Origin of the sequence: Rhodoferax sp., from assembly GCF_030653815.1 — a bacterium.
In the GTDB taxonomy this organism is placed as follows: Bacteria; Pseudomonadota; Gammaproteobacteria; order Burkholderiales; family Burkholderiaceae_C; genus Rhodoferax.
Window position 1 is genome coordinate 32,018 of the sequence record NZ_JAURYQ010000041.1, and the last position, 24,527, is coordinate 56,544.

Annotated in this window: 23 protein-coding genes; 10 read left to right on the forward strand and 13 right to left on the reverse strand. The window is 62.8% G+C overall.

Annotation, left to right across the window (positions count from 1 at the left end):
- Positions 1 to 26: 26 nt before the first annotated feature.
- Genes Q7U49_RS15625 through Q7U49_RS15635 form a run of 3 tightly spaced genes read right to left on the reverse strand, consistent with a single transcriptional unit; the run spans position 27 to position 3,359 of the window.
- Complete coding sequence (locus Q7U49_RS15625) at positions 27 to 1,346, reverse strand: AmpG family muropeptide MFS transporter (protein WP_304765811.1); 1,320 nt, start codon at positions 1,344 to 1,346, stop codon at positions 27 to 29.
- A 17-nt stretch (positions 1,347 to 1,363) separates the two neighbouring features.
- Complete coding sequence (gene chrA, locus Q7U49_RS15630) at positions 1,364 to 2,563, reverse strand: chromate efflux transporter (RefSeq protein WP_304765813.1); 1,200 nt, start codon at positions 2,561 to 2,563, stop codon at positions 1,364 to 1,366.
- A gap of 4 nt (positions 2,564 to 2,567) precedes the next feature.
- A complete protein-coding gene (locus tag Q7U49_RS15635; RefSeq protein ID WP_304765816.1) occupies positions 2,568 to 3,359 on the reverse strand; it encodes an exodeoxyribonuclease III in 792 nt (263 codons plus the stop codon).
- A 10-nt stretch (positions 3,360 to 3,369) separates the two neighbouring features.
- On the opposite strand from Q7U49_RS15635, the gene pyrE reads away from it, so the two are divergent.
- Entirely contained in the window at positions 3,370 to 4,086 is a 717-nt protein-coding gene (gene pyrE / locus Q7U49_RS15640; RefSeq protein WP_370654024.1) for an orotate phosphoribosyltransferase, read from the forward strand.
- A complete protein-coding gene (locus Q7U49_RS15645) occupies positions 4,083 to 4,763 on the forward strand; it encodes a DUF4124 domain-containing protein (protein WP_304765819.1) in 681 nt (226 codons plus the stop codon). Before pyrE ends, Q7U49_RS15645 begins: the two co-directional genes overlap by 4 nt.
- 15 nt (positions 4,764 to 4,778) lie before the next feature.
- Here Q7U49_RS15645 and gatB read toward each other — a convergent pair whose 3' ends face one another.
- The 3 genes from gatB to gatC are packed head-to-tail and all read right to left on the reverse strand — an operon-like array spanning position 4,779 to position 8,088.
- Complete coding sequence (gatB, locus tag Q7U49_RS15650) at positions 4,779 to 6,281, reverse strand: Asp-tRNA(Asn)/Glu-tRNA(Gln) amidotransferase subunit GatB (RefSeq protein WP_304765822.1); 1,503 nt, start codon at positions 6,279 to 6,281, stop codon at positions 4,779 to 4,781.
- Positions 6,282 to 6,283: 2 nt separating this feature from the next.
- Positions 6,284 to 7,768, reverse strand: a complete 1,485-nt coding sequence (gene gatA, locus Q7U49_RS15655) for an Asp-tRNA(Asn)/Glu-tRNA(Gln) amidotransferase subunit GatA (RefSeq protein WP_304765825.1) — start codon at positions 7,766 to 7,768, stop codon at positions 6,284 to 6,286.
- A gap of 20 nt (positions 7,769 to 7,788) precedes the next feature.
- Positions 7,789 to 8,088: an Asp-tRNA(Asn)/Glu-tRNA(Gln) amidotransferase subunit GatC gene (gatC, locus tag Q7U49_RS15660; RefSeq protein ID WP_304765827.1), complete on the reverse strand. Its 300-nt coding sequence runs from the start codon at positions 8,086 to 8,088 to the stop codon at positions 7,789 to 7,791.
- A 200-nt stretch (positions 8,089 to 8,288) separates the two neighbouring features.
- On the opposite strand from gatC, the gene Q7U49_RS15665 reads away from it, so the two are divergent.
- From Q7U49_RS15665 to mrdA, 4 genes are read left to right on the forward strand one after another with little or no spacing between them, the layout of a single operon-like run.
- Positions 8,289 to 9,332 (forward strand): rod shape-determining protein, encoded by a 1,044-nt coding sequence (locus tag Q7U49_RS15665; protein WP_304765830.1) that lies wholly within the window; start codon positions 8,289 to 8,291, stop codon positions 9,330 to 9,332.
- A gap of 15 nt (positions 9,333 to 9,347) precedes the next feature.
- Positions 9,348 to 10,268, forward strand: coding sequence for a rod shape-determining protein MreC (mreC, locus tag Q7U49_RS15670; RefSeq protein WP_304765833.1), 921 nt, complete (start codon positions 9,348 to 9,350; stop codon positions 10,266 to 10,268).
- A complete protein-coding gene (gene mreD, locus Q7U49_RS15675; RefSeq protein WP_304765836.1) occupies positions 10,265 to 10,795 on the forward strand; it encodes a rod shape-determining protein MreD in 531 nt (176 codons plus the stop codon). The genes mreC and mreD overlap by 4 nt, the downstream gene beginning before the upstream one ends.
- A gap of 33 nt (positions 10,796 to 10,828) precedes the next feature.
- Complete coding sequence (gene mrdA / locus Q7U49_RS15680; RefSeq protein WP_304765838.1) at positions 10,829 to 12,856, forward strand: penicillin-binding protein 2; 2,028 nt, start codon at positions 10,829 to 10,831, stop codon at positions 12,854 to 12,856.
- Positions 12,857 to 12,893: 37 nt separating this feature from the next.
- Here mrdA and Q7U49_RS15685 read toward each other — a convergent pair whose 3' ends face one another.
- Entirely contained in the window at positions 12,894 to 13,652 is a 759-nt protein-coding gene (locus Q7U49_RS15685) for a TSUP family transporter (protein WP_304765840.1), read from the reverse strand.
- Positions 13,653 to 13,880: 228 nt separating this feature from the next.
- Positions 13,881 to 15,557, reverse strand: coding sequence for a GMC family oxidoreductase (locus Q7U49_RS15690; RefSeq protein WP_304765843.1), 1,677 nt, complete (start codon positions 15,555 to 15,557; stop codon positions 13,881 to 13,883).
- 143 nt (positions 15,558 to 15,700) lie between these two features.
- Here Q7U49_RS15690 and Q7U49_RS15695 point away from each other — a divergent pair, with 143 nt between their 5' ends.
- On the forward strand, positions 15,701 to 16,828 hold the full coding sequence (locus Q7U49_RS15695; protein WP_304765846.1) for an ABC transporter permease: 1,128 nt from the start codon (positions 15,701 to 15,703) through the stop codon (positions 16,826 to 16,828).
- On the forward strand, positions 16,825 to 17,640 hold the full coding sequence (locus Q7U49_RS15700; RefSeq protein ID WP_304765849.1) for an ABC transporter ATP-binding protein: 816 nt from the start codon (positions 16,825 to 16,827) through the stop codon (positions 17,638 to 17,640). Before Q7U49_RS15695 ends, Q7U49_RS15700 begins: the two co-directional genes overlap by 4 nt.
- Here Q7U49_RS15700 and mnmE read toward each other — a convergent pair.
- Genes mnmE through rpmH form a run of 5 tightly spaced genes read right to left on the reverse strand, consistent with a single transcriptional unit; the run spans position 17,617 to position 21,656 of the window.
- Complete coding sequence (gene mnmE / locus Q7U49_RS15705; RefSeq protein WP_304765852.1) at positions 17,617 to 19,023, reverse strand: tRNA uridine-5-carboxymethylaminomethyl(34) synthesis GTPase MnmE; 1,407 nt, start codon at positions 19,021 to 19,023, stop codon at positions 17,617 to 17,619. The genes Q7U49_RS15700 and mnmE overlap by 24 nt on opposite strands.
- Before the next feature lie 24 nt (positions 19,024 to 19,047).
- Complete coding sequence (gene yidC / locus Q7U49_RS15710) at positions 19,048 to 20,775, reverse strand: membrane protein insertase YidC (RefSeq protein WP_304765855.1); 1,728 nt, start codon at positions 20,773 to 20,775, stop codon at positions 19,048 to 19,050.
- Positions 20,772 to 21,056 carry a membrane protein insertion efficiency factor YidD gene (gene yidD / locus Q7U49_RS15715; RefSeq protein ID WP_304765858.1) on the reverse strand — a complete coding sequence of 95 codons (285 nt, stop codon included), beginning with the start codon at positions 21,054 to 21,056 and terminating at the stop codon, positions 20,772 to 20,774. Before yidD ends, yidC begins: the two co-directional genes overlap by 4 nt.
- Complete coding sequence (gene rnpA / locus Q7U49_RS15720; RefSeq protein WP_304765861.1) at positions 21,053 to 21,472, reverse strand: ribonuclease P protein component; 420 nt, start codon at positions 21,470 to 21,472, stop codon at positions 21,053 to 21,055. The genes yidD and rnpA overlap by 4 nt, the downstream gene beginning before the upstream one ends.
- Before the next feature lie 49 nt (positions 21,473 to 21,521).
- Positions 21,522 to 21,656 carry a 50S ribosomal protein L34 gene (gene rpmH / locus Q7U49_RS15725; protein ID WP_006299042.1) on the reverse strand — a complete coding sequence of 45 codons (135 nt, stop codon included), beginning with the start codon at positions 21,654 to 21,656 and terminating at the stop codon, positions 21,522 to 21,524.
- Positions 21,657 to 21,881: 225 nt separating this feature from the next.
- On the opposite strand from rpmH, the gene dnaA reads away from it, so the two are divergent.
- Together dnaA and dnaN are read left to right on the forward strand one after the other, a co-directional pair.
- On the forward strand, positions 21,882 to 23,291 hold the full coding sequence (gene dnaA, locus Q7U49_RS15730; protein ID WP_304765864.1) for a chromosomal replication initiator protein DnaA: 1,410 nt from the start codon (positions 21,882 to 21,884) through the stop codon (positions 23,289 to 23,291).
- A 105-nt stretch (positions 23,292 to 23,396) separates the two neighbouring features.
- Complete coding sequence (gene dnaN / locus Q7U49_RS15735; protein ID WP_304765867.1) at positions 23,397 to 24,503, forward strand: DNA polymerase III subunit beta; 1,107 nt, start codon at positions 23,397 to 23,399, stop codon at positions 24,501 to 24,503.
- The last annotated feature ends 24 nt before the right edge of the window (positions 24,504 to 24,527 follow it).

Genomic DNA, 24,527 nt, shown 5'->3' on the forward strand with positions numbered 1-24,527 from the left:
TTGAAGGGGGGGTAAAGTTGGGTAAATCAGGCCGGTTTCACGCGCGCTGCCAGCCACACCAGCAGCAACACCGGCGCGCCCAACAGGGCGGTGGCGGTGAAGAAGTGTTGGTAGCCAAACGCGTCGACATAAACCCCCGAATAGCCGGCGATGAATTTCGGCAACAGCAGCATCATGGAGCTGAACAGCGCGTACTGGGTGGCCGAGTAATTGACATTGGTCAGGCCGGAGAGGTAGGCAATGAACGCGGCCGAGGCAATGCCGCCGGCCAGGTTGTCGGCCGAGATCACGAAAATGAGTCCGGTCAGGTCGTGGCCGCGCGTGCTCAGGGCCGCAAACAGCAGGTTGCTGGCTGCGCTGAGCACCGCGCCCAGCATCAGTACCCGCATCACCCCCAGGCGCATGGCCATGGCCCCGCCAATGAAGGCGCCGGCCAGCGTCATGATGACGCCGTAGACCTTGGTGACGGTGGCGACTTCGGCCTTGGTGTAGCCCATGTCGACATAAAACGGATTGGCCATGATGCCCATCACCACGTCACTGATGCGGTAAACGGCAATCAGCGCCAGAATGAGTGCCGCCTGCCATTGGTAGCGGCGCAAGAAATCGGCGAACGGTTCGATCAGCGCGCCGCGCAGCCAGTCCAGGGCGTTTTTGGCGGCGGGCATGGGGAGGCGCAGGGGTTCGGGCGATAGCAACACAGTGACTAGCCCTAAGCCCATGCTGGCCGCCATGACCAGGTAGGCGGTGTGCCAGGCGCCGTGCTGGTAGCCGCTGGTCACCGTTTGGGCCCCGGCAGCAATCCACAACACACCGGCCCCGGCCCAGATCATGGCCAGCCGGTAACCGGTCTGGTAGGACGCCGCCAGTGCGGCCTGGCGGCTGATGTCCGCCGACTCGATGCGAAATGCGTCGAGCGCAATGTCCTGCGTGGCCGAGCCAAAGGCCACCGCCAGCGCCCCCCAGACCACCGGCGCGAGCGCCACCTGCGGGTCGTTGAAGGACATGGCAATCAGGCCCCAGACGATGGCCAGTTGTGACAGCAGCAGCCAGCTGCGCCGGCGCCCGAGCCAGCGCGTGAGCAGCGGAATCGGCAGCCGGTCCACCAGTGGCGCCCAGAGCCACTTGAAGGCGTAGGCCAGGCCGACCCAGCTCAGGTAACCAATGGTGGTGCGGTCAATGCCGGCCTCGCGCAGCCAGAAGCTCAGGGTGCCCAGCACAAGCAGCAAGGGCAGGCCGGCCGAAAAACCCAGGATGAGCATGCGCAGGCTGGCGGGCTCCAGATAGACCCGCAAGGTGCTTGTCCAGGAAGGTTTGGCAGCGGGTGTGGAGGTGGATGCAGTCATGCCGGAATAATAAGCGCTCAGGCTGCGAGCAGCCAGCCGGCCAGCGCCGCCAGCAGCACGACCACGACGGGTGATTGCCGGCCATAAACCAGCAGCCCGAAGGCCGCCAGTACCAATGCAAAATCACTGCACGCATGAATGGCGCTGGTCCATACCGGGTCATAAAGCGCCGCGCCAAGAATGCCGACGACCGCCGCGTTGACGCCGGCCAGCGCCCGTTGCACGCCGTCGCGCTGGCGCAGCAGCTCCCAGAATGGCAAGGCGCCCAACACCAGCAGGAAGGCCGGCACAAAAATGACCGCGAGCAGCAGCAGGCCACCAAACCAGCCACCGGGCGGCACTGACATGACGGCGCCCAGGTAAGCCGCAAAAGTGAACAGCGGGCCTGGTACGGCCTGGGTCGCACCGTAACCTGCCAGGAACAGCGTCGGGCTGACCAGTTCATTGGGCACCACGGCCAGCTGCAGCAGTGGCAACACGACGTGGCCGCCGCCAAACACCAGCGCGCCGGCCCGGTAGAAGCTCGAAACCACGGTCGCCAGTGGCGACGGGGCGATGGTGGCGAGCAGTGGCAGTCCGAGCAACAAGGCAACAAAAAGCAACAGCAGCACCGCCCCGGTGGTCTTGCTGATGCCGTGGTCGTGGTGCCGGGCTGCGGGCAGGTGCGCCAGTTGCAGGGCCCAGCGCCCGATGACGGCGCCGGACACGATGGCCAGGATTTGCCCGCCGGCAGAGGGCAACGCCAGCACCAGCAACGCGCTAAGCACCGCCACGCTGGCCCGCAGCCGGTCCGGGCACAGCGACCGGGCCATGCCCCAAACCGCCTGGGCCACCACCGCGACCGCGACCACCTTCAGCCCATGAACCGCCCCCGACTGCGCCAGGCCGGCCCACTGTTGGACACTATAGGCAAAGACAATGAGCGCCACCGCCGAGGGCAGCGTGAAACCGACCCAGGCCGCCAGGGCGCCCGCCCAGCCGGCGCGGCGCTGGCCGAGCGCCATGCCGACCTGGCTGCTGGCGGGGCCAGGCAGAAACTGGCACAAAGCCACCAGGTCAACATAGCTGCTGTCGTCCAGCCATCGGCGCCGTTCGACAAATTCGGTGCGGAAGAAGCCCAGGTGCGCCACCGGTCCGCCAAAAGAGGTCAATCCGAGCTTCAGGAAGGCAAGAAACACCTCGATGACAGAGCCAGGGTGCCGGCCTGCCGTGTTCATGGCCTCAGGCCTGCCAATCGTAGTCAACCGTGACGGGGGCGTGGTCCGAAAACTTTTCGGTTTTGTAGATGGCAACCGCTTTGGCGCCTGAGGCCAGGCCAGGCGTCGCCAAATGGTAGTCCAGTCGCCAACCCACATTTTTGGCATAGGCCTGGCCCCGGTTGCTCCACCAGGTGTAGGCCTCGTCGGTGGCGTCGGGGTGCAGCTGGCGGTACACGTCCACCAGGCCGCCGTCTCCGAGCAATTTACTCATCCAGGCCCGTTCTTCGGGCAAAAAGCCGGAGTTCTTCTGGTTGCTTTTCCAGTTCTTCAGGTCAATTTCCTTGTGCGCAATGTTGACGTCGCCGCACAACACAAACTCGCGCTCGGCTTTCAGACCCTGCAAATGCGGGTAGATCGCGTCAAGGAACCTGAATTTGGCCTGTTGCCGCTCCTCGCTTGACGAGCCACTGGGGAAATAGCAGCTGATGATGGAACGCTTGACACCGGCGCTGTCGAAGCGCAACTCCACATAGCGCCCTTCGGCATCAAACTCGGGTTCACCAAAACCCACCAGCACGTCGCTGGGCTGCTGGCGGCTGTAAATTCCAACCCCTGAATAACCCCTTTTTGCGGCAAAATGAAAGTAACCGCGCAGTTCATGCAATTGCTCGAAGCGGCCCAGTAAATCGTCATTCTGGGCCTTGACTTCCTGGACACAAATACAATCGGGGGCATGGGCCGCGATCCACGCCGGTAGGCCTTTATTGCAGGCCGAGCGGATGCCATTGAGGTTCAGGCTGGTTAATTTGAACAAGGACTTTTTCATGACAGAGCGTAATGGACCCCAGACAACACAAATGCCAGGCCAGGACGCGCTGGCGCTGGAATTTGTCCAGTTTGCGGTGGATTGCGGAGTGCTGCGCTTTGGTGAATTCAAGACCAAAGCCGGGCGATTAAGCCCTTATTTTTTCAACGCCGGCCTGTTTGACGATGGTGCCAAGCTGGGCCGACTGGCGCAATTCTATGCGCAGCGCCTGCTCGCCAGCGGCCTCGAATTCGACATGATTTTTGGCCCCGCCTACAAGGGCATTCCACTGGGCGCCGCGCTCACCGTGGAGCTGGCGCGGCTGGGTCGCAACGTGCCGTTTTGTTACAACCGCAAGGAGGCCAAAGACCATGGCGAAGGTGGCACGCTGGTCGGTGCCCCGCTGCAGGGCCGGGTTTTGATCGTTGACGATGTGATGTCAGCCGGCACGGCCGTGCGCGAGTCCATTGCCCTGATCCAGGCCGCTGGCGCCCAACCTCATGCCGTGGTCATTGCGCTGGACCGGCAGGAAAAAGCCACTGAAAACGGCCTCGACGTCAATCACAGTGCGGTGCAGTATGTGCAACAGCAGCTGGGTCTGCAGGTGTGCGCGATTGCCCGGCTGGAAGACCTGCTGCGGTATCTGGCGCAACACGCCGTGCCCGGCTTAGTCGATGCCCACCAGCGGGTGCAGGCCTATCGGGAACGTTATGGTGTGTCCGGGGTGTTCACATGACGACTGCCTTAGCTTGCGCCAGGCTTGGCCAGGTCACCGCCGGGCTGTTGCTGGCGACATTTGGGGCCAGCCTGTGGGCTCAGGGCGCGGCCGGACCGGTGCCCCAGATCTACACCTGCACCGATGCCAGCGGGCGCAAGCTCACCTCAGACCGACCGATCGCTGAATGCAGGGACCGCGAGCAGACGATTCTCAATCCGAGCGGTACCGTGAAAGCCAGAATCGGGCCGGTCCTGACGCCTTACGAGCAAAGCCAGTCCGAGGCCAGAATCCGGGCCGAGCAAAAAGAACGCGCCAGAAAAGAAGAAGAAAAGCGGATGGAGCGGGCGCTGTTGGTGCGCTACCCCAACCTCGTTGCGCACCAGAAAGATCGGGAAGAGGCGCTGGCCCAAGTGCAACTTGTCAAGCAGGTGGGCGTAGAGCGCCTGAAGGACCTGCTGGCCGAGCGCAGCAAACTGAATGAGGAAATGGCGTTTTACGCCAAAGACCCGAGCAAGGCACCCGCCAATTTGCAGCGCCAGATGGCAGGAGTGACGCAAAGTCTGGTCGAGCAAGAGCGCTTTCTGGCCGAGAAGGACAAGGAAATTCAGCGCATCAACGCGCGTTTTGATGAAGAGCAGGAGCGCCTGGAACCTTTGTGGCAAGCCAATGCGGCCACAGCGGGTCCGACCCGCTGAATCCAGGCGGGGGCATCAGGCCAGTTTTTGCAACAACAGTGCGTTGACCTGCTGCGGGTTGGCTTTGCCTTGGCTGCCCTTCATGATCTGACCCACCAGCGCATTCAGTGCCTTGGAATTGCCGGCACGGAATTCGGCCACATTCTTCGGGTTGGCCGTCAGCACGGCATCGACTATTTTTTCCAAAGCGCCGGTGTCGTTCATCTGCTTGAGACCCTTGGCCTCGATGATGGCATCGACCGTGCTCTCGGGCGCCGACCACAGCACATCGAGCACCTGGCGCGCGGCGTTGTTGGAGATGGTGCCGTCCTGGATGCGAGTCACGAGTTGCGCCAGCTGCGCTGGCGTGACCGGGCAAGCGCTGATGTCGACTTCAGCCATATTGAGCCGGCGCGAGACCTCGCCCATGATCCAGTTGCCGACCAGCTTGGCTTGGCCACAGGCCTGGGTGGCCGCTTCAAAATAGGCCGCCACCTCGCGGCTTTGCGTCAGCGTCGTGGCGTCATAGTCCGACAGGCCGTAGTCGGTGACAAAACGCTGCGCCATCACGCGCGGTAGCTCGGTCATGTCGCGGCGCACGCGTTCCACCCACTCGCGGGCGATCACCAGCGGCGGCAGATCGGGGTCGGGGAAATAGCGGTAATCGGCGGCGTCTTCCTTGGTGCGCATGGCGCGCGTCTCACCCGTGTCAGGGTTGAACAGCACGGTGGCCTGCTGAATCGCACGGCCATCTTCCAGCTCTTCAATTTGCCAGCGAATTTCAAAGTCGATGGCCTGCTGCATGAACTTGAAGCTGTTCAGGTTCTTGATCTCACGCCGGGTGCCGAACGCGGCACCGGGTTTGCGCACCGACACATTGGCATCGCAGCGGAACGAGCCTTCCTGCATGTTGCCGTCGCAAATGCCGATCCAGGTGACGATCTTGTGCAGTTCCTTGGCATAGGCCACGGCCTCGGCACTGGAGCGCATGTCGGGCTCGGTCACGATCTCCAGCAGCGGTGTGCCGGCGCGGTTCAGGTCGATGCCAGTCTGGCCGATGAAGTCTTCGTGCAGCGACTTGCCGGCGTCTTCTTCGAGATGGGCGCGCACCAGGCGCACCGATTTTTTCTCCAGCACCGCATCAAGGCCTTTTCCACTTTCCAGGTAAAACTCCACCGCGCCGCCCTGCACCACCGGAATCTCGAACTGGCTGATCTGGTAGCCCTTGGGCAGGTCGGGGTAGAAGTAGTTCTTGCGGGCAAACACGCTGCGCTCGGCAATGTGCGAGCCCACGGCCAGACCGAATTCAATGGCACGCTCCACCGCGCCCTTGTTCATCACCGGCAGGGTGCCGGGCAGGGCCAGGTCCACAGCGCAGGCCTGGGTGTTGGGCTCGGCGCCAAAGGCGGTCGGCGCGCGGCTGAAAATCTTGGACTGGGTGGAGAGCTGGGCGTGGGTTTCGAAGCCGATGACGACCTCATAACCCATGATCAGCAGAGACGAGGTGACAGGTTTGTCATCTTGGAAAGTGGTGCTCATCTTCAAATTCCTTGCGCTGAATCAGCAGGTTTCGCGGTGTGCCAGTCAGTGGCTTGCTGGAAGCGGTGCGCCACGTTCAGGAGGCGCGATTCTGTGAGGTAGTTGCCGATCAGTTGCAGGCCCACCGGCATGTGGCCGGCGCCAAAACCCACGGGCAGGCTCATGCCGGGCAAGCCCGCCAGCGAGGCGGGCAGGGTGAAGATGTCGGCCAGGTAGTCGGTCAGGGGGTCGCTGTGGCCGCCAAGCTTCCAGGCCACGGTGGGGGCCACCGGCCCGGCAATCACGTCACAGAGCTTGAAGGCCTGCTGGAAATCGTCGGCAATCATGCGGCGGATTTTTTGCGCCTGCAGGTAGTAGGCATCGTAATAGCCGTGGCTCAGCACGTAGGTGCCGATCATGATGCGGCGCTTCACCTCGTCGCCAAAACCCTGGTCGCGGGTTTGCAGGTACATGTCGTTGAGGTCGGTGTACTGATTGGCCCGAAAACCGAACTTGACACCGTCGAAGCGGCTCAGGTTGCTCGACGCCTCGGCCGGCGCAATGATGTAGTAGACCGGAATCGACAGCTCGGTGCGCGGCAGCGAAATGGGCACCAGTCTGGCGCCAAGTTGTTCGAATTCCTTCAGGGCGGCCTCCACGGCGGCGCGCACATCGGGGGCCAGGCCGGCGCCGAAAAATTCGGCCGGAATGCCGATGCGCAGCCCGGCCAGATCGGCGTTGAGGCTGCGGCTGAAGTCTTCAGCAGGCACGTCGAGAGAAGTGGAATCACGGTCGGGGTCGGGACCGCACATGGCGCTCAGCAGCAGGGCGCAGTCTTCGGCGCTGCGCGCCATGGGGCCGGCCTGGTCGAGGCTGGAGGCGAAGGCCACCATGCCGTAACGCGAGGCCCGACCATAGGTGGGCTTGATGCCGGTGACACCGCAGAACGACGCGGGTTGGCGGATCGAGCCACCGGTGTCGGTGCCGGTGGCCGCCGGTGTCAGGCGGGCGGCCACGGCGGCGGCACTGCCACCCGAGGAGCCACCAGGGGTACAGGACAGATCCCAGGGATTTTTGACCGGGCCATAGGCCGAGTTTTCATTGGCCGAGCCCATGGCGAACTCGTCGCAGTTGAGCTTGCCCAGGGTCACGGCACCCGCCTGCGCCAGCCTGGCGACCACCGTGGCGTCAAACGGTGACTGATAGCCCTGGAGCATTCTGGAGCCGGCCGTGGTGGCGAAATCGCGCGTCACAAAGATGTCCTTGTGTGCCAGTGGCACGCCAGCCAAAGGCCCGGCGTTGCCCTCGGTCAGGCGGGCATCGGCAGCACGGGCCTGGGCCAGCGTGACCTCCGGTTGCAGGTCGAGGAAGGCACCGAGCTCGGTGTGTTGCGCGGCGCGGGCCAGAAAATGCTCGGCCGCTTCAACCGCCGAGACTTTGCGCGTGGACAAAAGTGTGGCCAGTTGGGCCACCGTCAGATCATGCAGATCAGAGGAAATTTGCGTCATGGGAAGGTGTTCTTTTTGGTTTATTCAATCACCCGGGGCACCAGAAACAGGCCGGCATCGCGCGCTGGCGCGTTGCGCATATTGGCTTCGCGCTGGTTGGGCTCGCTGGCGATGTCAGCGCGCAGGCGCAGCGCCACATCCCCCATGATCTCCACGGGGTGGGCCAACGGAACGATGCCGCTGGTGTCCACGGCGCGCATCTTTTCCACAATGCCGAAAAAATCATTGAGTTGGGTGCACAGGCGGGTGCGCTCGTCCGGCGCCAAGCCAAGACGGGCCAAATGGGCCAGGCGGTCAATATCAGCGGTAGAAAGTGACATGAGGGTTCGATCGAAACAGGGTGTAAATGTGGGCCATCTGCTGGCGTTCTGCAGAGTTATGCACAGGCAATAGGGTATTATCCATCCCTTGAGCGGCAGCGCGCGCCAGCACGTCCTTAAGCCCAAAATTAACCCATTTTGAACCCGTTACCCGGTGACATGCGAGCCGATGTGCTCCATGTGCCCCAAAGGACTTATCCATGTTTGGAACATTTCGTCAGTATTTCTCGACTGACCTCGCCATCGACCTTGGCACCGCCAACACCCTGATTTACGTGCGCGACAAAGGTATCGTGCTTGACGAACCGTCGGTCGTCGCCATCCGCCACGAAGGCGGCCCGCAAGGCAAGAAGACGATTCAGGCGGTCGGCAAGGAAGCCAAGGCCATGCTGGGCAAGGTGCCCGGCAACATCGAAGCCATTCGCCCGATGAAAGACGGCGTGATTGCCGACTTCACGGTGACCGAGCAGATGCTCAAGCAGTTCATCAAGATGGTGCACCCGCGCTCCATCTTCCGCCCCAGCCCGCGCATCATCATCTGCGTGCCCTGCGGCTCCACCCAGGTCGAGCGCCGCGCCATCCGTGAAAGCGCGCTGGGCGCCGGTGCCAGCGATGTGTACCTGATCGAGGAGCCCATGGCCGCGGCCATTGGTGCCGGTTTGCCGGTATCCGAGGCCAGCGGCTCGATGGTGGTCGACATTGGTGGCGGCACCACCGAGGTTGGCGTCATTTCGCTCGGTGGCATGGTCTACAAGGGCAGCGTGCGTGTCGGTGGCGACCGATTCGACGACGCCATCATCAACTACATCCGCCGCAACTACGGCATGCTGATTGGCGAACCCACCGCTGAAGCCATCAAGAAGAACATCGGCTCGGCCTTTCCGGGCAGCGAAGTGCGCGAGATGGAAGTGCGCGGCCGCAACCTGTCGGAAGGCGTGCCGCGCAGCTTCACCATTTCCAGCAATGAAATCCTCGAAGCCCTGACCGACCCGATCAACAACATCGTCTCGGCGGTCAAGAACGCGCTGGAACAAACCCCGCCTGAACTCGGTGCCGACATTGCCGACCGCGGCATGATGCTGACCGGCGGTGGCGCCCTGTTGCGCGACCTGGACCGCCTGCTGGCCGAAGAAACCGGTCTGCCGGTGCTGGTGGCTGAAGACCCGTTGACCTGTGTGGTGCGCGGTTGTGGCATGGCGCTGGAACAAATGGATCGCCTGGGCTCCATTTTCACCAGCGAATAAGCGGGCCAGACAGCGATGCCACTCGGTACGCTGGACGGCACGCCACCGCCATTTTTCAGGCAGGGCCCGTCGGCACTGTCCAAACTGGTATTTTTCGGCGCACTGGCGCTGCTGCTGATGGTGGCCGATCTGCGTTTTCATGTGATCCAGCCCTTGCGCAGCGTGATTGCCACGGCGCTGTACCCGGTGCAATGGCTGGTGCTGCGCCCCATCATCTGGGGCCAGGGCGGCAGCCAGTATTTCGAATCCCTCAACCGTTCCCAGGCCAGCGAAGCGGCAGCCCAGTACCAACTTGGCCTGCAGTCCCAGCGCGCCCAGCAGGTGGAGCAACTCACGCTCGAGAACGTGCGCCTGCGGGCCTTGCTTGACATGCGTGCGCGCGTCAACACGCCGGCCCTGGCGGCACAGGTGCTGTATGACGCTGCCGACCCCTACACCCGCAAAGTCATCATCGACAAGGGCGCGCTGCAGGCGGTGGCGGCCGGCGCGCCGGTGCTCGACGAGGTCGGCATTCTGGGCCAGGTGACCCGGGTGTATCCGATGGTGAGCGAAGTCACCCTGATCACCGACCCCGACCAGGCCATCCCCGTGCTCAACACACGCACCGGTGCCCGCGGACTGGCCTTTGGCAACAGCAGCCTGAGCAGCGGCACGCTGGAGTTGCGTTACATGGATGCCCATGTCGACATGGCCGCCGGTGACCTGCTGACCACCAGCGGTGTCGATGGCATCTATCCGCCCGGCCTGCAGGTGGGTCGCGTGCTGAAAATGGAACGCCGCGCCGATTCGGCGTTTGCCCGCATCACGGCCCAGCCCATCGCCCGGCTGGATGGCAGCCTGCATGTGCTGGTGCTGCAGCCGCTGGCCGGGCAGCTGCCAGCCCGACCCGACGCGCCGGCCGAGCCCGGGCGCGGCAGGAAGGTGGGTAAGCCATGATCATGCCGCGCGGTCAGCAGTTGCTGCTGCCGGCGAGCTCGCTGTTCATCTGGAGCAGCTTGCTGGTCGCGCTGGGCGGCAACATGCTGCTCAACATGGGCTTGATCGGGCGCGCCGCCTGGCACCCCGACCTGTTGGCGCTGGTGCTGGTGTTCTGGACCATCCACCAGCCACTGCGGGTGGGCATGACGGCGGCTTTTGTGCTCGGTCTGGGCATGGATGTGCACCAGAGTGCGCTGCTCGGGCAGCACGCCCTGGCTTATGCGGTGTTGAGTTTCCTGGCCATCGCCATGCACCGCCGCCTGCTGTGGTTCAGCGTGCCGTCGCAGGCCGCGCAAGTGCTGCCCCTGTTCGTGGCGGCCCATGCCCTGACGCTGCTGGTGCGCTTGATTGCCGGCGATGATTTTCCGGGCTGGTCAATGCTGCTGGCGCCGGTTCTGGAGGCGCTGTTGTGGCCGGTCGTGAGCGTGGTGCTGCTGTCACCGCAAAAGCGCGCCCCCAATCCGGATGCCAACCGGCCGCTGTGAGCGCCGTGGTCACGTTCTCCTGCTGAAGCGCGCATGAAGATCATCCGCAATGTTCAACTTGAACTGGCCCGCTTTCGCCTGCGGGTGCTGGTGGCCAGCGTGGTGGTGTTGCTGTGTTTCGGGCTGCTGGCCGCACGGCTTTTTTATCTGCAGGTGCTGCGCCATGACGACTTGCGCGCCCAAGCTGAAAACAACCGCACGGCCGTGGTGCCGATCGTGCCCAACCGGGGCCTGATCCTGGACCGCAACGGCATCGTGCTGGCCACCAATTATTCGGCTTACACGCTGGAGCTCACGCCAGCCAAAGTGCCTGACCTGACGCAGACCATTGACGAACTGGCGCAAATTCTGGAGATCACGCCACGCGACCGGCGCCGTTTCAAGAAGCTGCGCGAAGAGGGCAAGAGTTTCGAGTCGATCCCCTTGCGCAGCCGCCTCACCGACGAAGAAGTGGCGCGCTTCGCCGCCCAGCGTTACCGTTTTCCCGGGGTCGACATCAAGGCGCGGCTGTTTCGCAACTATCCGTATGGTGAGCTGGCCAGCCATGTGATTGGCTACATCGGGCGCATCAACGTGGCAGAAAAGGAAAAACTCGAGGAGTCGGATGACGCCGCCAATTACCGCGGCACCGAGTACATTGGCAAGCTCGGCGTCGAGCAAAGTTTCGAGGCGCAACTGCACGGCGTCACCGGCATCGACGCCATGGAAACTTCTGCGGGCGGCCGGGCCACCCGGCGCCTGTCCAGCCAGTCCTCGACCCCCGGGCAAACCGTCAAGCTGTCGATTGACATCAAGCTGCAGCAACTGATTGAAGACATGTTTGGCGAGCGCCGCGGGGCGCTGGTGGCGCTGGACCCGAAAACCGGCGAGGTGCTGGCGTTTGTCAGCAAGCCCACCTTCGATCCGAACCTGTTTGTCGAGGGCATCGACCACGAAAGCTGGCAAGGGCTCAACGAGTCGATCGACAAGCCGCTGCTGAACCGGGCGCTGCGTGGCACCTACCCGCCGGGCTCCACCTACAAGCCCTTCATGGCGCTGGCGGCCCTGACGACGGGCAAGCGCACGGCCAGCATGCAGATCAACGACCCGGGTTTCTACATGTTCGGCGGCCACCGCTTTGGCAGCCCTGAAAACGAGCGCGGCGGCATCATGGACATGCACCGCGCCATCGTCGAGTCGAGCAACGTGTACTTTTATTCGCTGGCCAACGAACTGGGCGTCGAGGCCATGCACGACTTCATGAAGCCACTGGGCTTCGGCCAGCTCACCGGCATTGACATTCAGGGCGAAGTGCGCGGGGTGCTGCCCAACCAGGCATGGAAGCGCAATTACTTCAAGCGCCCGGAGCAGCAGCGCTGGTACGCGGGTGAGACCATCTCGCTGGGCATTGGCCAGGGCTACAACAGTTTCACCATGTTGCAGCTGGCGCAGGCCACGGCGATATTGGCCAACAATGGCATCAAGCACGCGCCGCAACTGGTGCTGGCAACGCAGGATGCCAGCGCCCAGGTCAGCGTACCGGTGGTGCCCCAGCCTGCCGAAAATCTGGGTTTCAAGCCCGAGCACCTTGACACCATTCGCCGCGCCATGGTGGGCGTGACGCAAGACGGCACCTCGCGCCGCGTGTTTGCCGGAGCCGGCTACCTCAGTGGTGGCAAAACCGGCACCGCGCAGGCCGTGTCGCTTGGCCGGAACGAAAAATACAACGCCGCCCGCATGGAAGAGCGCCAGCGCGACCACGCGCTCTACATTGCTTTTGCCCCGGCTGAAGATCCCAAAATGGCGATCGCCGTGATTGTCGAAAACGCCGGTTTTGGCTCGGTCTCTGCGGCACCCATGGCGCGGCGCGCTTTTGATTACTGGTTGCTGGGCCAGTACCCGAGCGACGAGGATTTGGCGCTGGTGCGCAAGGGATTGGCCTCGGCGCCGGTGGGGCAGCCGCGCGTGGCGGCCAACGTTCCCTGGCCGCGCGTCGCGCAAGCCACACCAGCGGCTCCGGCCGTGTCAGCGCCTGCTGCCGTGGCCGGCGTTGCTTCAGCCCCGGTGCTTGCCCCGCGCTGAGGCAACCCAGGGGCCATTTAACGTGCTCTGACACCAACTATTTCAGAAACGCGTCATAACTGGTCTTGAGGATCAGGGCGCTGACCACCAGCATAAATACGACGCGCACGAAACCTGTGCCATGCTTGAGCGCCAGCCGGGTGCCGAGCAGACTGCCCACCACATTGGCCAGCGCCATGACCAGCACAAAATGCCACCAGATGTGACCCTTGGCAACGAACAGCGCCAGGGCCGACAGGTTGGTGGCGGTGTTGACCAGCTTGGCCGACGCCGAGGCGCTCAAGAAGTCGTAGCCCAGCAGACGGACAAACAGGAAGACCAGAAAGCTGCCAGTGCCCGGTCCAAAAAACCCATCGTAAAAACCGATCACGGCACCAATCCCGGCGGCGACGAGTTGTTCCTGCAAACCGGAGTAGTTGGGTGCATGGGTGCGCCCGAGCTCCTTTTTGGCCAAGGTGTAGAGCAGGACCACCAACAGCACAAAGGGCAGGACCTTGCGCAGGAAGTCGGGCGACACCACGGTGACCAGCCAGGCGCCGGCAAAAGAGGCCAGCAGCCCGGCGCTGGCGGCGGGCAGCAGTGCGGCCCAGCGCATCTGGACCTGTCGGCTGTATTGCCAGCTGGCCATGGCCGTGCCCCACACCGAGGCCCCTTTGTTGGTGCCGAACAGCGTGGCTGGAGGTGCCGTGGGGAAAGTGGCAAACAGGGCCGGGATCAGAATCAGGCCGCCACCACCGACGATGGAATCGACAAAACCGGCAAACAGCGAGGCAACAGAGACGATGAGCAATTCCATGGCCACATTGTCATGGATAGGAATCAGCGCATAAAAAAAGGCACCGGGGTTGCCGGTGCCTTTTTTCTGTTTGTTTTTCGACCCTTGCGGGCATGATCTCCTGGGGCCTTTCGCTGGGGTCAGCACATGTCTGACCTTGCGATGACTGGCACTATATGTGTCGATCTGGTGCAAAGCCATCCGGAATAACCCTAGGCCAGGCCCTTTTTGGTGCATGGGTCAGGTTCATCACACCCCGGCGCTGATCCAGCGTGCTGCCTTTTCGGCCATCATCAGGGTGGGCGAATTGGTGTTGCCGCTGGTGATGATGGGCATGGCGCCGGCATCGACCACGCGCAAGCCGGCAATCACACCGCCCGGGCCGCGCACCCGCAGGTGCGCGTCCAGCACCGCCATTCGGTCCTCCGCGCGGCCCATCTTGGTGGTACCCACCGGGTGAAAAATGGTGGTGGCAATGTCGCCGGCCAGGCGGGCCAGGTCGTCATCGCTCTGGTACTGCACGCCGGGCTTGAACTCCTGCGGCTGGTACCTGGCCAGCGCGGGTTGCGCCACGATGCTGCGCGTCAGGCGCAGCGAATCGGCCGCCACCTTGCGGTCCATGTCGGTGCTCAGGTAGTTGGGCGCAATGGCGGGCGCCGCCGAGAAGTCGGGCGACTTGATTTGCACGCTGCCCCGGCTGCTGGGGTTGAGGTTGCAGACGCTGGCCGTGAATGCCGGAAAGCTGTGCAGTGGCTCGCCAAAGGCCTCCAGGCTCAGCGGTTGCACGTGGTACTCCACGTTGGGGTAGGGCTGGCTCGGGTCGCTGCGCGTGAAGGCGCCCAGCTGGCTCGGCGCCATGCTCATCGGGCCGCTGCGCTTGAACGCATATTCCAGTCCGATCATGGCTTTGCCCCACAGCGAATTGGCCTGCACGTTGAGGGTCTTGACGTCCTGCACCTTGTACACCGAGCGAATTTGCAGATGGTCCTGCAGGTTGGCGCCGACGCCGGGCGCGTCATGCAGCACCTTGACGCCGTGTTGCTGCAGCAAGGCCGCCGGGCCGATGCCCGAGAGCTGCAAAATCTGCGGCGAACCGATGCTGCCGGCACTCAAAATCACCTCGTTGGCGGCCTGCACCGCGACCCGGCCGCCGGGCGTTTGCACCAGGGCGCCGGTGCAGCGCAACTGCCCGTTGGCTTGCGCTTCGATGCTGAGTTTGACCACCTGGGACGAAGTCCAGAGCGTGAAGTTGGGGCGGCTCATGCAGGTGGGGCGCAAAAAAGCCTTGGCGGTGTTCCAGCGCCAGCCGCTGCGCTGGTTGACCTCAAAATAGCCCACGCCTTCGTTGCTGCCCTGGTTGAAGTCGTCGCTGGCGGGAATGCCGACCTGCTGGGCAGCCTGGGCAAAGGCGTCGAGCACATCCCAGCGCAGGCGTTGTTTCTCGACCCGCCATTCGCCTTTGCCGCCATGAAACTGGCCGAATTTTTTCATATCGTCCTGGGCCGGGCCGGCGGCCGCGCCATCAAGCCGGTAATGGCTTTCATGGGCCATGAAGTCGGGCAGGCTGTTGTGCCAGCCCCAGGCGTCGTCGCCCGTCAGCTGTGCCCAGGTGTCGTAGTCGCGCGCCTGGCCGCGCATGTAAATCATGCCGTTGATGCTGCTGCAGCCGCCCAGCACCTTGCCGCGCGGGTAGCGCAGGCGGCGCCCGTTCAGGCCGACATCAGGCTCGGTCTGGTAGAGCCAGTCGGTGCGCGGGTTGCCGATGCAATACAGGTAACCCACCGGGATGTGGATCCAGTGGTAGTTGTCGGGTCGGCCTGCCTCGATCAGCAGCACGCGTTTGGACGCATCCTGCGACAAACGGTTGGCCAGCAGGCAACCGGCGGTGCCGGCGCCAATGATGATGTAGTCAAAGGTGGTGCTCATGGCGGATGTCTCTCATTTGCTTTTGTGCGCGGCGTGGTTCTTGCCTTGTTCGTGCAGGCATTTTGCCGCAGGTTGTTGTGAGCGTCGGAAAACCTGACCCCGTGCCAGTTGCCGTTACCATTCCGGACTTATGCCGTGACACCATGCCCGACGCCTTACCCACGCTGACCCTGCAACCCGCCCCCGGTGGCGCGCCGCGCGCGGTGCTGGGCGGCAGCTGGAGCGCGGCACGCCTGGCTGATCCCATCCAGTGGCAGCAAATCAGCCAGGGCTTGGCTGATCTGGCCAGCCCGGGCGCCGTGACATGGGATTTGCGCGCCATCACCCGGCTTGACCACACCGGTGCCCAGCTGCTGTGGAACACCTGGGGTCACCAGTGGCCGGCGCAACTGCAATGGCAGCCCGGCCAGCGCGCCATGCTGGAGCGGGTGGCGCGTTTTTCGATTGCCGCCGTCAAACCGGCGCGGCGCACGCTGTGGCAGCTCTTTTTGCGCCTGGGCGAACTGCTCTGGCTGCTGTGGGATCACCTCGTCGGGCTGTTGGCGCTGACGGGCCAGCTGCTGCTCGATGTTGTGGCCTTGCTGCGTGCGCCCCGGCGCGGGCCATGGCGCGATGTGTCCGGCCATTTGTTCCGCATTGGGGCCAGGGCGCTGCCGGTGACGGCGCTGGTTGGCTTCACCATCGGGGTGGTGCTGGCCTACCTGATGTCACGTCAGTTGCGCCTGTTTGGTGCCGACACCTTCATTGTCAATATTCTGGGCCTGGCCATCATCCGCGAGCTGGGGCCCATGCTGGCGGCGATTTTGATTGCCGGGCGCTCGGGCTCGGCCATCACCGCGCAGATTGGCGTGATGCGCGTGACCGAGGAGCTCGACGCCATGCGGGTCATGGGCATTGCCCGGGGTTACCGCCTGGTGCTGCCACGCGCCATTGCCATGGCCATTGCCATGCCCCTCATCAGCGTCTGGACCACGCTGGCCGCGTTGCTGGGCGGCATGCTGGCTGCCGACGTGGTGCTGGGTGTGACGCCGGCCTATTTCTTTGCCACGTTGCCACGCGCCGTGGCCATCAGCAACCTGTGGCTGGCCTTGGGCAAGTCGGTGGTATTTGGTTTGCTGATTGCCTTGATCGGCTGCCATTACGGCTTGCGCGTCAAGCCCAACACCGAAAGCCTGGGGCAGGGCACCACCGCCTCGGTGGTCACCGCCATCACGGTGGTGCTGTTGGTGGATGCGGTGTTTGCCGTGGTTTTCAGGAATCTCGGCCTATGAGAAAAGCCGTGGTCGAGATTGACAAGTTGTGGTCGGTGTTTCACGAGGCCGGGCGCCATGTGGTGATTCATCAGGACCTGGACCTGCGCATCGAGGCCGGCGAACTGGTATCGATTGTGGGCGGCTCCGGCAGCGGCAAAACCGTGCTGCTGCGCCAGATGCTGGGGCTGGCCGTGCCGGCACGCGGCAGCGTGAAGGTGTTGGGTGAAGCCGCCGCCAGCATGGGGCGCGAAGGTGCGGCCAGCCGGGTCGGCATGCTGTTTCAGCATGGCGCGCTGTTTTCGGCTTTCAGCGTGATTGACAACATTGCCTTTGCCCTGCGCGAGCTCAAAACCCTGCCCCATGACCTGATCATGGATGTCGCCATGGTCAAGCTGCGCATGGTCGGGCTGGACCCGTCGGCGGCGCACAAAATGCCGGCCGACCTGTCGGGCGGCATGGTCAAGCGGGCGGCGCTGGCACGCGCCCTGATCATGGACCCGCCGCTGCTGTTGCTCGACGAGCCCACCGCCGGCCTGGACCCCGGCAGCGCCGACGAGTTTTGTGCGTTGCTGCAGTCGCTGCACCAGGAGCTGGGGCTGACGGTGGTGATGGTCACGCACGACCTTGACACCTTGCTGGAGCTGTCCACCCGCATCGCCGTGGTGGCCGACCGGCACATTGTGGCCAGCGGCAGCGCGGCCGAAGTGATGGCGCAGCCGCACCCGTTTATCAAGGAGTTTTTCCTGGGTGAACGCGGCCGCCGTGCCAGTGCCCTGCTGGATGCGCCGCTGCGCCCCCCGGCCAGCTTATTTGCCGATACAGAAACTTGAAAAAATCACGCCGAGCAAATCGTCGGAGGTGAACTCACCGGTGATCTCACCCAGGGCGTTTTGCGCCAGCCGCAATTCTTCTGCCAGCAAGTCGAGCGCCTGGGCTTGGGCGGCCAGGTGGGCTTGCGCCAGACCCAGGTGCACTTGCGTTTGCTGCAAGGCCTGCACATGGCGTTCGCGCGCCATGAAAACCCCTTCCGAGCCTGACTGCCAGCCTGCCACCTGCAGCAGTTGCTGGCGCAAGGCGTCCAGCCCGGCGCCGGTTTTGGCTGACAGCTGCAGGCCGTCGGGCAAGTCAGATGCCGTGCTGGCGTCCCGCTTGTTCCAGACCTCGATGACCGGCACCTGCCTTGGGATTTTCTGCGCGATGGCATGGGCAATGGCCGCATCGTCCGCCTGATAGGCTGGCTGGTCGACGCGGGTCAGGTCGTGCAGGAACAGCACCGCATCGGCCTGCGCAATGGCTTGCCAGGCGTGCTCGATGCCAATTTTTTCAACCTCGTCCTCGCTGTCGCGCAACCCGGCGGTGTCGATCACATGCACCGGCACGCCTTCAATCTGGATGGTTTGCTGGACCTTGTCGCGGGTGGTGCCGGGAATGGCGGTGACGATGGCCAGCTCGGCCCCGGCCAGGGCATTGAGCAGCGACGACTTGCCGGCATTGGGTTGGCCGGCAATCACCACCTTGATGCCTTCGCGCAGCAGCGCGCCTTGCTGCGCGCGTGCCATCAGCGCCGTCAGATTTTGAATCAGGTGTGCGAGCTGCCCCTGTGCATCGGCCTTTTGCAAAAAGTCGATTTCCTCTTCGGGGAAGTCCAGCGTGGCCTCGACCAGCATGCGCAAATGGATCAGGGCGTCGCGCAACTGGTGAATTTCTTGCGAAAACGCCCCCGCCAGCGAGCGGCTGGCGCTGCGCGCAGCGGCCTCGGTGCTGGCATCGATCAGGTCGGCAATGGCCTCGGCCTGGGCCAGGTCGATCTTGTCGTTCAGGAAAGCGCGTTCGGAAAACTCGCCCGGCAGCGCCACGCGCAGGTGCGCCAGCCGGGGTGTGCCGCTGGGGCCGGGCTCGGCGCCCGCCTGCAGGCAGCGCGCCAGCAGCAGCTGCAACACCACCGGCCCGCCATGGGCTTGCAGCTCCAGCACGTCTTCCCCGGTGAAGGAATGGGGTGCCACAAAATAAAGGGCCAGGCCATGGTCGATGGCCTGGCCGGTGGCGTCCAGAAAAGGGGTGTAAGTGGCTTCGCGCGGTTTGAGCGCCCGCCCGCACAGGGCCAGCACCAGCTCGTTCAGGCCGCGCCCGCTGACCCGCACGATGCCGACGGCACCGCGACCCGGCGCCGTGGCAATGGCCACGATCGGGTCGCTGTGGCGTGGCAAGCTCACGTCAGGTCAGGCCGCGTGCTGCGGTTAGAACTTGGGTAAGTGAAACTTCGGCGGCACGCCCATGCGGGTGTTGATGACCCACTGCTGGGCGATCGACAGCACGTTGTTGGTGATCCAGTACAGCACCAGGCCGGCCGGGAAGAAGAAGAACATCACGCTGAACGCCAGCGGCATGAACCACATCATCTTGGCTTGCAAGGGGTCTGGCGGTGCCGGATTGAGCGAGGTCTGCAACACCGTGGTGAGCGTCATGACAATCGGCAAAATGTAGAACGGGTCAGGGCTTGAGAGGTCGTGAATCCAGCCGATCCAGGGCGCGTTGCGCATCTCGACGCTGGCCAGCAGCACCCAGTAAAGCGCAATGAACACCGGGATCTGGACCATGATCGGGAAGCAGCCGCCCATCGGGTTGACCTTTTCCTCGCGGTAAATGCGCATCATTTCCTGCTGCATTTGCTGCGGGTTGTCTTTCAGGCGTTCACGCATTTCCATGATGCGCGGGTTCACCGCCTTCATCTTGGCCATGCTCGAATAGGCCTTGGCATTGAGCCAGTAGAACGCCGCCTTCAGCAGCAGCACCAGCGCCACAATTGACCAGCCCCAGTTGTGGATGAAGCTGTACAGCTTGTCGAGCAACCAGTACAGCGGCTTGGCCAGAATGGTCAACCAGCCGTAGTCCTTGACCAGTTCCAGGCCAGGCGACAGGGCTTCGAGCACTTTTTCTTCCTGCGGGCCGGCGTACAGCGTGGTGGCAATGGTTTTGCGGGCGCCCGGAGCGATGGATTCGAGCGGTGCGATCATGCCCACCGAGTACAAATTGGTGTCGACCTTGCGCATGAACAGGTCGCGCTTGATGCCGTCGGCCAGCAGCCAGGCGCTGGCAAAGTAGTGCTGAACCATCGCCACGTAGCCGTTTTGGGCCGACTTTTCGATGTCAATCTTGCCTTTTTCAATGTCGGAAAAGTCGACCTTCTGGTATTTCTGGGCCTCGGTGTACACCGCCGGGCCGGTGAAGGTGAAGTACAAGGACGATTCGCCCGGTGGCTTGTTGCCATCACGCACCAGTTGCAGGTAAAGCTGTGGTGCCACTGCGGCGGCACCGACGTTGACCACCTCGTGCTTGACAGCCACCACGTAGCTGCCGCGCGTCAGCGTGTAGGTCTTGACCAGTTGCACGCCGCCCACTTCGGCTGATTCAAAGCGCAATTCGAGGTTCTGGCTGCCTTCCTTCAGGCTGCGCTCGCCCGGGGCCAGTGTCATGACCGTCTTGTGGGTCGGCAGCGCCAGACCCCCGGCACCCGCAATCAGGCCTGACTGGGCCAGGTAAACGCGGTCCTTGCTGTCATCAAACAGGATGAAGTTCTGGTTTTTGTCCGCCATGTCGGTGTGCTTGAGCATCTCGGCCTTGACCAGCGAACCGCCTTCGGTATCAAAGGTGAGTTTGAAGACATCGGTTTCAACCAGCACCAATTCACGCGTTGCCGCAGGTGCCGCAGCAGGGGCTGCAACGGCCGGCACGGCCCCGGCAATCTGGTCGGCGCCAGCCACGCTGGTGCTGGCGGTGGGCACGCTGCTTGGCAGGCTGTTGGCTGCGCTGGCAGCGCCCGTTGGGCCCTGGGGCTGCACAGCGGCCGGCGTGGCACCAGGGAAGAAGGTGGCTTGACGACCGTTGTAAATCTGCCATTGATCCCACAACATGACCAGGGAAAAACCAAAAATCACCCACAAGATGGTGCGGCGGATATCGTTCATGAGGATTTCTTTTGAGTGGAAGAGGGGATCAACCGGGTAAACAAAGGGGGTGAGGACTTGGCAGACGCCTGCGGCACCGGGTCCAGGCCGCCGTCACACCAGGGATGGCAGCGTCCGATGCGGTGCAACATGAGGTAGCCGCCCTTGGCGGCGCCAAAACGCTGCAGGGCCTGCAGTGCATACACCGAGCAGGTGGGCTCAAACCGGCACGACGAGCCCAGCCATGGACTCAAAAAGAGTCGATAGCCCTTGACCAGCAGAATCAACAACCTGGCCATCATGCAGCCGCCGGGGTTTGCGCGCCGCCCAAGCTGCGCGCGGCGCGTTCCAGTAACTGGTGCATTTCGGTGCGCGCCGCCAATTTGAGCGCCTCAGAGCTTGCACTGACAAACTGTGCCCGGTCAAAGCCGCTGCGCAGCCGAACGACGTAAGCTGCCACCGGCAATTGCGCCTGGTACAGGTCGCTCACGGCGTAGATCTGACGTTTCAGTGCGTTGCGTGTCACGGCGCGTTTGGCCCAGCGCTTGGGCACCATGGCGCCCAGCCAGACGGCTGCCACATTGAACAGCGGCTTGGCGGCCAGGTCCACGGGGTCAGCATTCAGCGCCACGGTGTGCAAGGCAAAGTGCGTGGTGCGCGCCAGGGTGGACCCTGCCAGCACGGCTTGAAACTGGCGCCGACTTTTGAGCCGTTGCAAGGTGTGTCAAGCGTTGCAGCAAACGAGACCAGACTGCGCCCGCGCTAAATCAGACAGCCAGACGCTTGCGGCCCTTGGCACGGCGTGCATTGATCACGGCACGACCGCCACGGGTTTTCATGCGCACCAAAAAGCCATGCGTACGGGCGCGACGAATTTTGGAGGGTTGGTAAGTGCGTTTCATTGTCGGAAATCCTAAGAAGCTTCAGAGGCAAGCTGCCTCAGTTTGATTGATTATGCCAAGGGCATCAACGTAAATTTCACCCGAACAGTTCAGGGGAACCGCAGATTATCGCAAACTTTTGGAGACACCGTAAATCAGGGGAAGACCCGTAGTGTGGATAAGTGTTTGATAAATTAGAATTCACGTGGTCAGAAATCAAAAATATCCACAGAAACCAAGCACACAATGACCCCGGGCCCCCACCCCCAACCACAAGCCGCCGCAGACCTTGGCGGCGCAGATTTCTGGCAAGCCTGCATCGATCAAATGGCACAGGAACTCCCGGAGCAGCAATTCCAGACCTGGATCAAGCCTTTGTCGGCCCAGGTCTCCGATGACCTGAGCAAGGTCACCATTTTTGTTGCCAACCGCTTCAAGATGGACTGGATCCGGGCGCAGTACAGCCACCGTCTGGCGCTGATCATGGAGCGTCTGACGGGCCAGTCAGTGCAGATTGAGCTGGCGCTGTCTCCGCGTGACGCGGTGGTGCGCAAGCCCGAGCCCAAGACGGCGAGCCCCGCCGTGCTGTTGGAGACGCTGGCTGAAGCCGACCATTTCCGCCCTGCCGAGCCGCTCAAAAGCCGCCTCAACACCTCGCTGACGTTTGACGCTCTGGTCGAGGGCAGTGCCAATCGCATGGCGCGCGCGGCGGCCATGCACGTGGCCGGCATGCCGGGCCATTTGTACAACCCGCTGTTCATTTATGGCGGCGTGGGCCTGGGCAAGACCCACTTGATGCATGCGGTGGGTAACCAGCTCATGGCCGACCACCCCAGCGCCAAGGTGCTTTACATCCACGCCGAGCAATTCGTGACCGATGTGGTGAAAGCCTACCAGCGCAAGGCGTTTGATGAATTCAAGGAACGCTACCACTCGCTGGATCTGCTGCTGATTGATGACGTGCAGTTTTTTGCCAACAAGGAGCGCACGCAAGAAGAGTTTTTTAACGCCTTCGAGGCCTTGCTGGCCAAAAAGTCGCACATTGTCATGACCAGCGACACCTATCCCAAGGGCCTGGCGGACATTCACGAACGCCTGGTGTCGCGTTTCGACTCCGGGCTGACAGTGGCCATCGAGCCGCCCGAACTCGAGATGCGGGTGGCCATCCTGATCAACAAGGCGCAGACCGAAGGCATTGTGATGCCCGAGGAAGTGGCCTTTTTTGTGGCCAAGAACGTGCGTTCCAACGTGCGCGAGCTGGAAGGCGCCTTGCGCAAAATTCTGGCGTATTCGCGCTTCAACCAGAAGGAAATCTCGATCCTGCTGGCGCGCGAGGCGCTGCGCGACCTGCTGTCCATCCAGAACCGTCAGATTTCGGTGGAAAACATCCAGAAAACGGTGGCGGACTACTACAAGATCAAGATCGCCGACATGTATTCCAAGAAGCGGCCCGCCAGCATTGCCCGGCCGCGCCAGATTGCCATGTACCTGGCCAAGGAACTCACCCAAAAGAGCCTGCCCGAAATTGGTGAAATGTTTGGCGGGCGCGACCACACCACGGTGTTGCACGCGGTGCGCAAGATCGGCACCGAGCGCCAGCAGGTCACTGAACTCAACCAGCAATTGCACGTGCTGGAACAAACACTTAAAGGTTGATGCCAAAAGGCTGACGCAAATGAGTGGGAAAATAGCTGCTTTATCAAGATCCGGGTTGGGCCAATGGTGGTCGAGCCTGTTAGCCATTGAACCCAAGAGGATGACATGATTGTTTTAAAAGCCACCCAGGACAAGGTTTTGTCGGTTTTGCAGGCGGTCTCGGGCATTGTTGAGCGTCGCCACACGCTGCCCATCCTGGCCAATGTGCTGATTCGTAAAACCGGCGATGCCTTGCAGCTCACCACCAGCGACCTGGAAATCCAGATCCGCACGGCGGCCGAGTTGGGCGGTGATACCGGCGACTTCACCACCACGGTGGGCGCGCGCAAACTGATCGACATCCTGCGCACCATGCCGTCCGACCAGGTCGTGTCGCTCGAATCCAGCGCCGCCAAACTCATCCTCAAGGGTGGCAAAAGCAAGTTCACGCTGCAATCCATGCCCGCCGAAGACTTTCCGCTGGTGCAGGAGTCGGCCAACTTTGGCCCGGCCTTCAGCGTGCCGCAAAAAACGCTCAAGGCCTTGCTGAGCCAGGTCTCGTTTGCCATGGCGGTGCACGACATTCGCTACTACCTGAACGGCATTTTGTTTGTGGTGGAAGGCAAGCAGCTCAGCCTGGTCGCCACCGATGGTCACCGGCTGGCCTTTGCCAGCGCCACCCTTGACGTCGAAGTGCCCAAGCAGGAAGTCATCTTGCCGCGCAAAACCGTGCTGGAGCTGCAGCGCCTGCTGTCGGATGCCGAAGGCGCCATCGAGATGCAATTTGCCAACAACCAGGCCAAGTTCAGCTTTGACGGCATGGAATTTGTCACCAAGCTGGTCGAGGGCAAGTTCCCGGACTACAACCGCGTGATTCCGCGCAACCACAAGAACAGCATCACGCTGGGCCGCAGCGCGCTGCTGGCCACGTTGCAGCGCACCGCCATTCTGACCAGCGACAAGTTCAAGGGCGTGCGCCTCAACATCGACCCCGGCACCCTGCGCGTGGCCGCCAACAATGCCGAGCAGGAAGAAGCCGTGGACGAGCTCGACATCGACTACGGTGGTGACAGCATCGAAATTGGCTTCAACGTGACCTACCTCATCGACGCCCTCAGCAACATGTCGCAAGACATGGTGACGCTGGAACTCTCGGACGGCAACAGCTCGGCGCTGTTCACCATTCCCGACAACACCACGTTCAAGTATGTGGTGATGCCGATGCGCATCTAAGCGCCAGCTGCCCTGCCTCTTTCA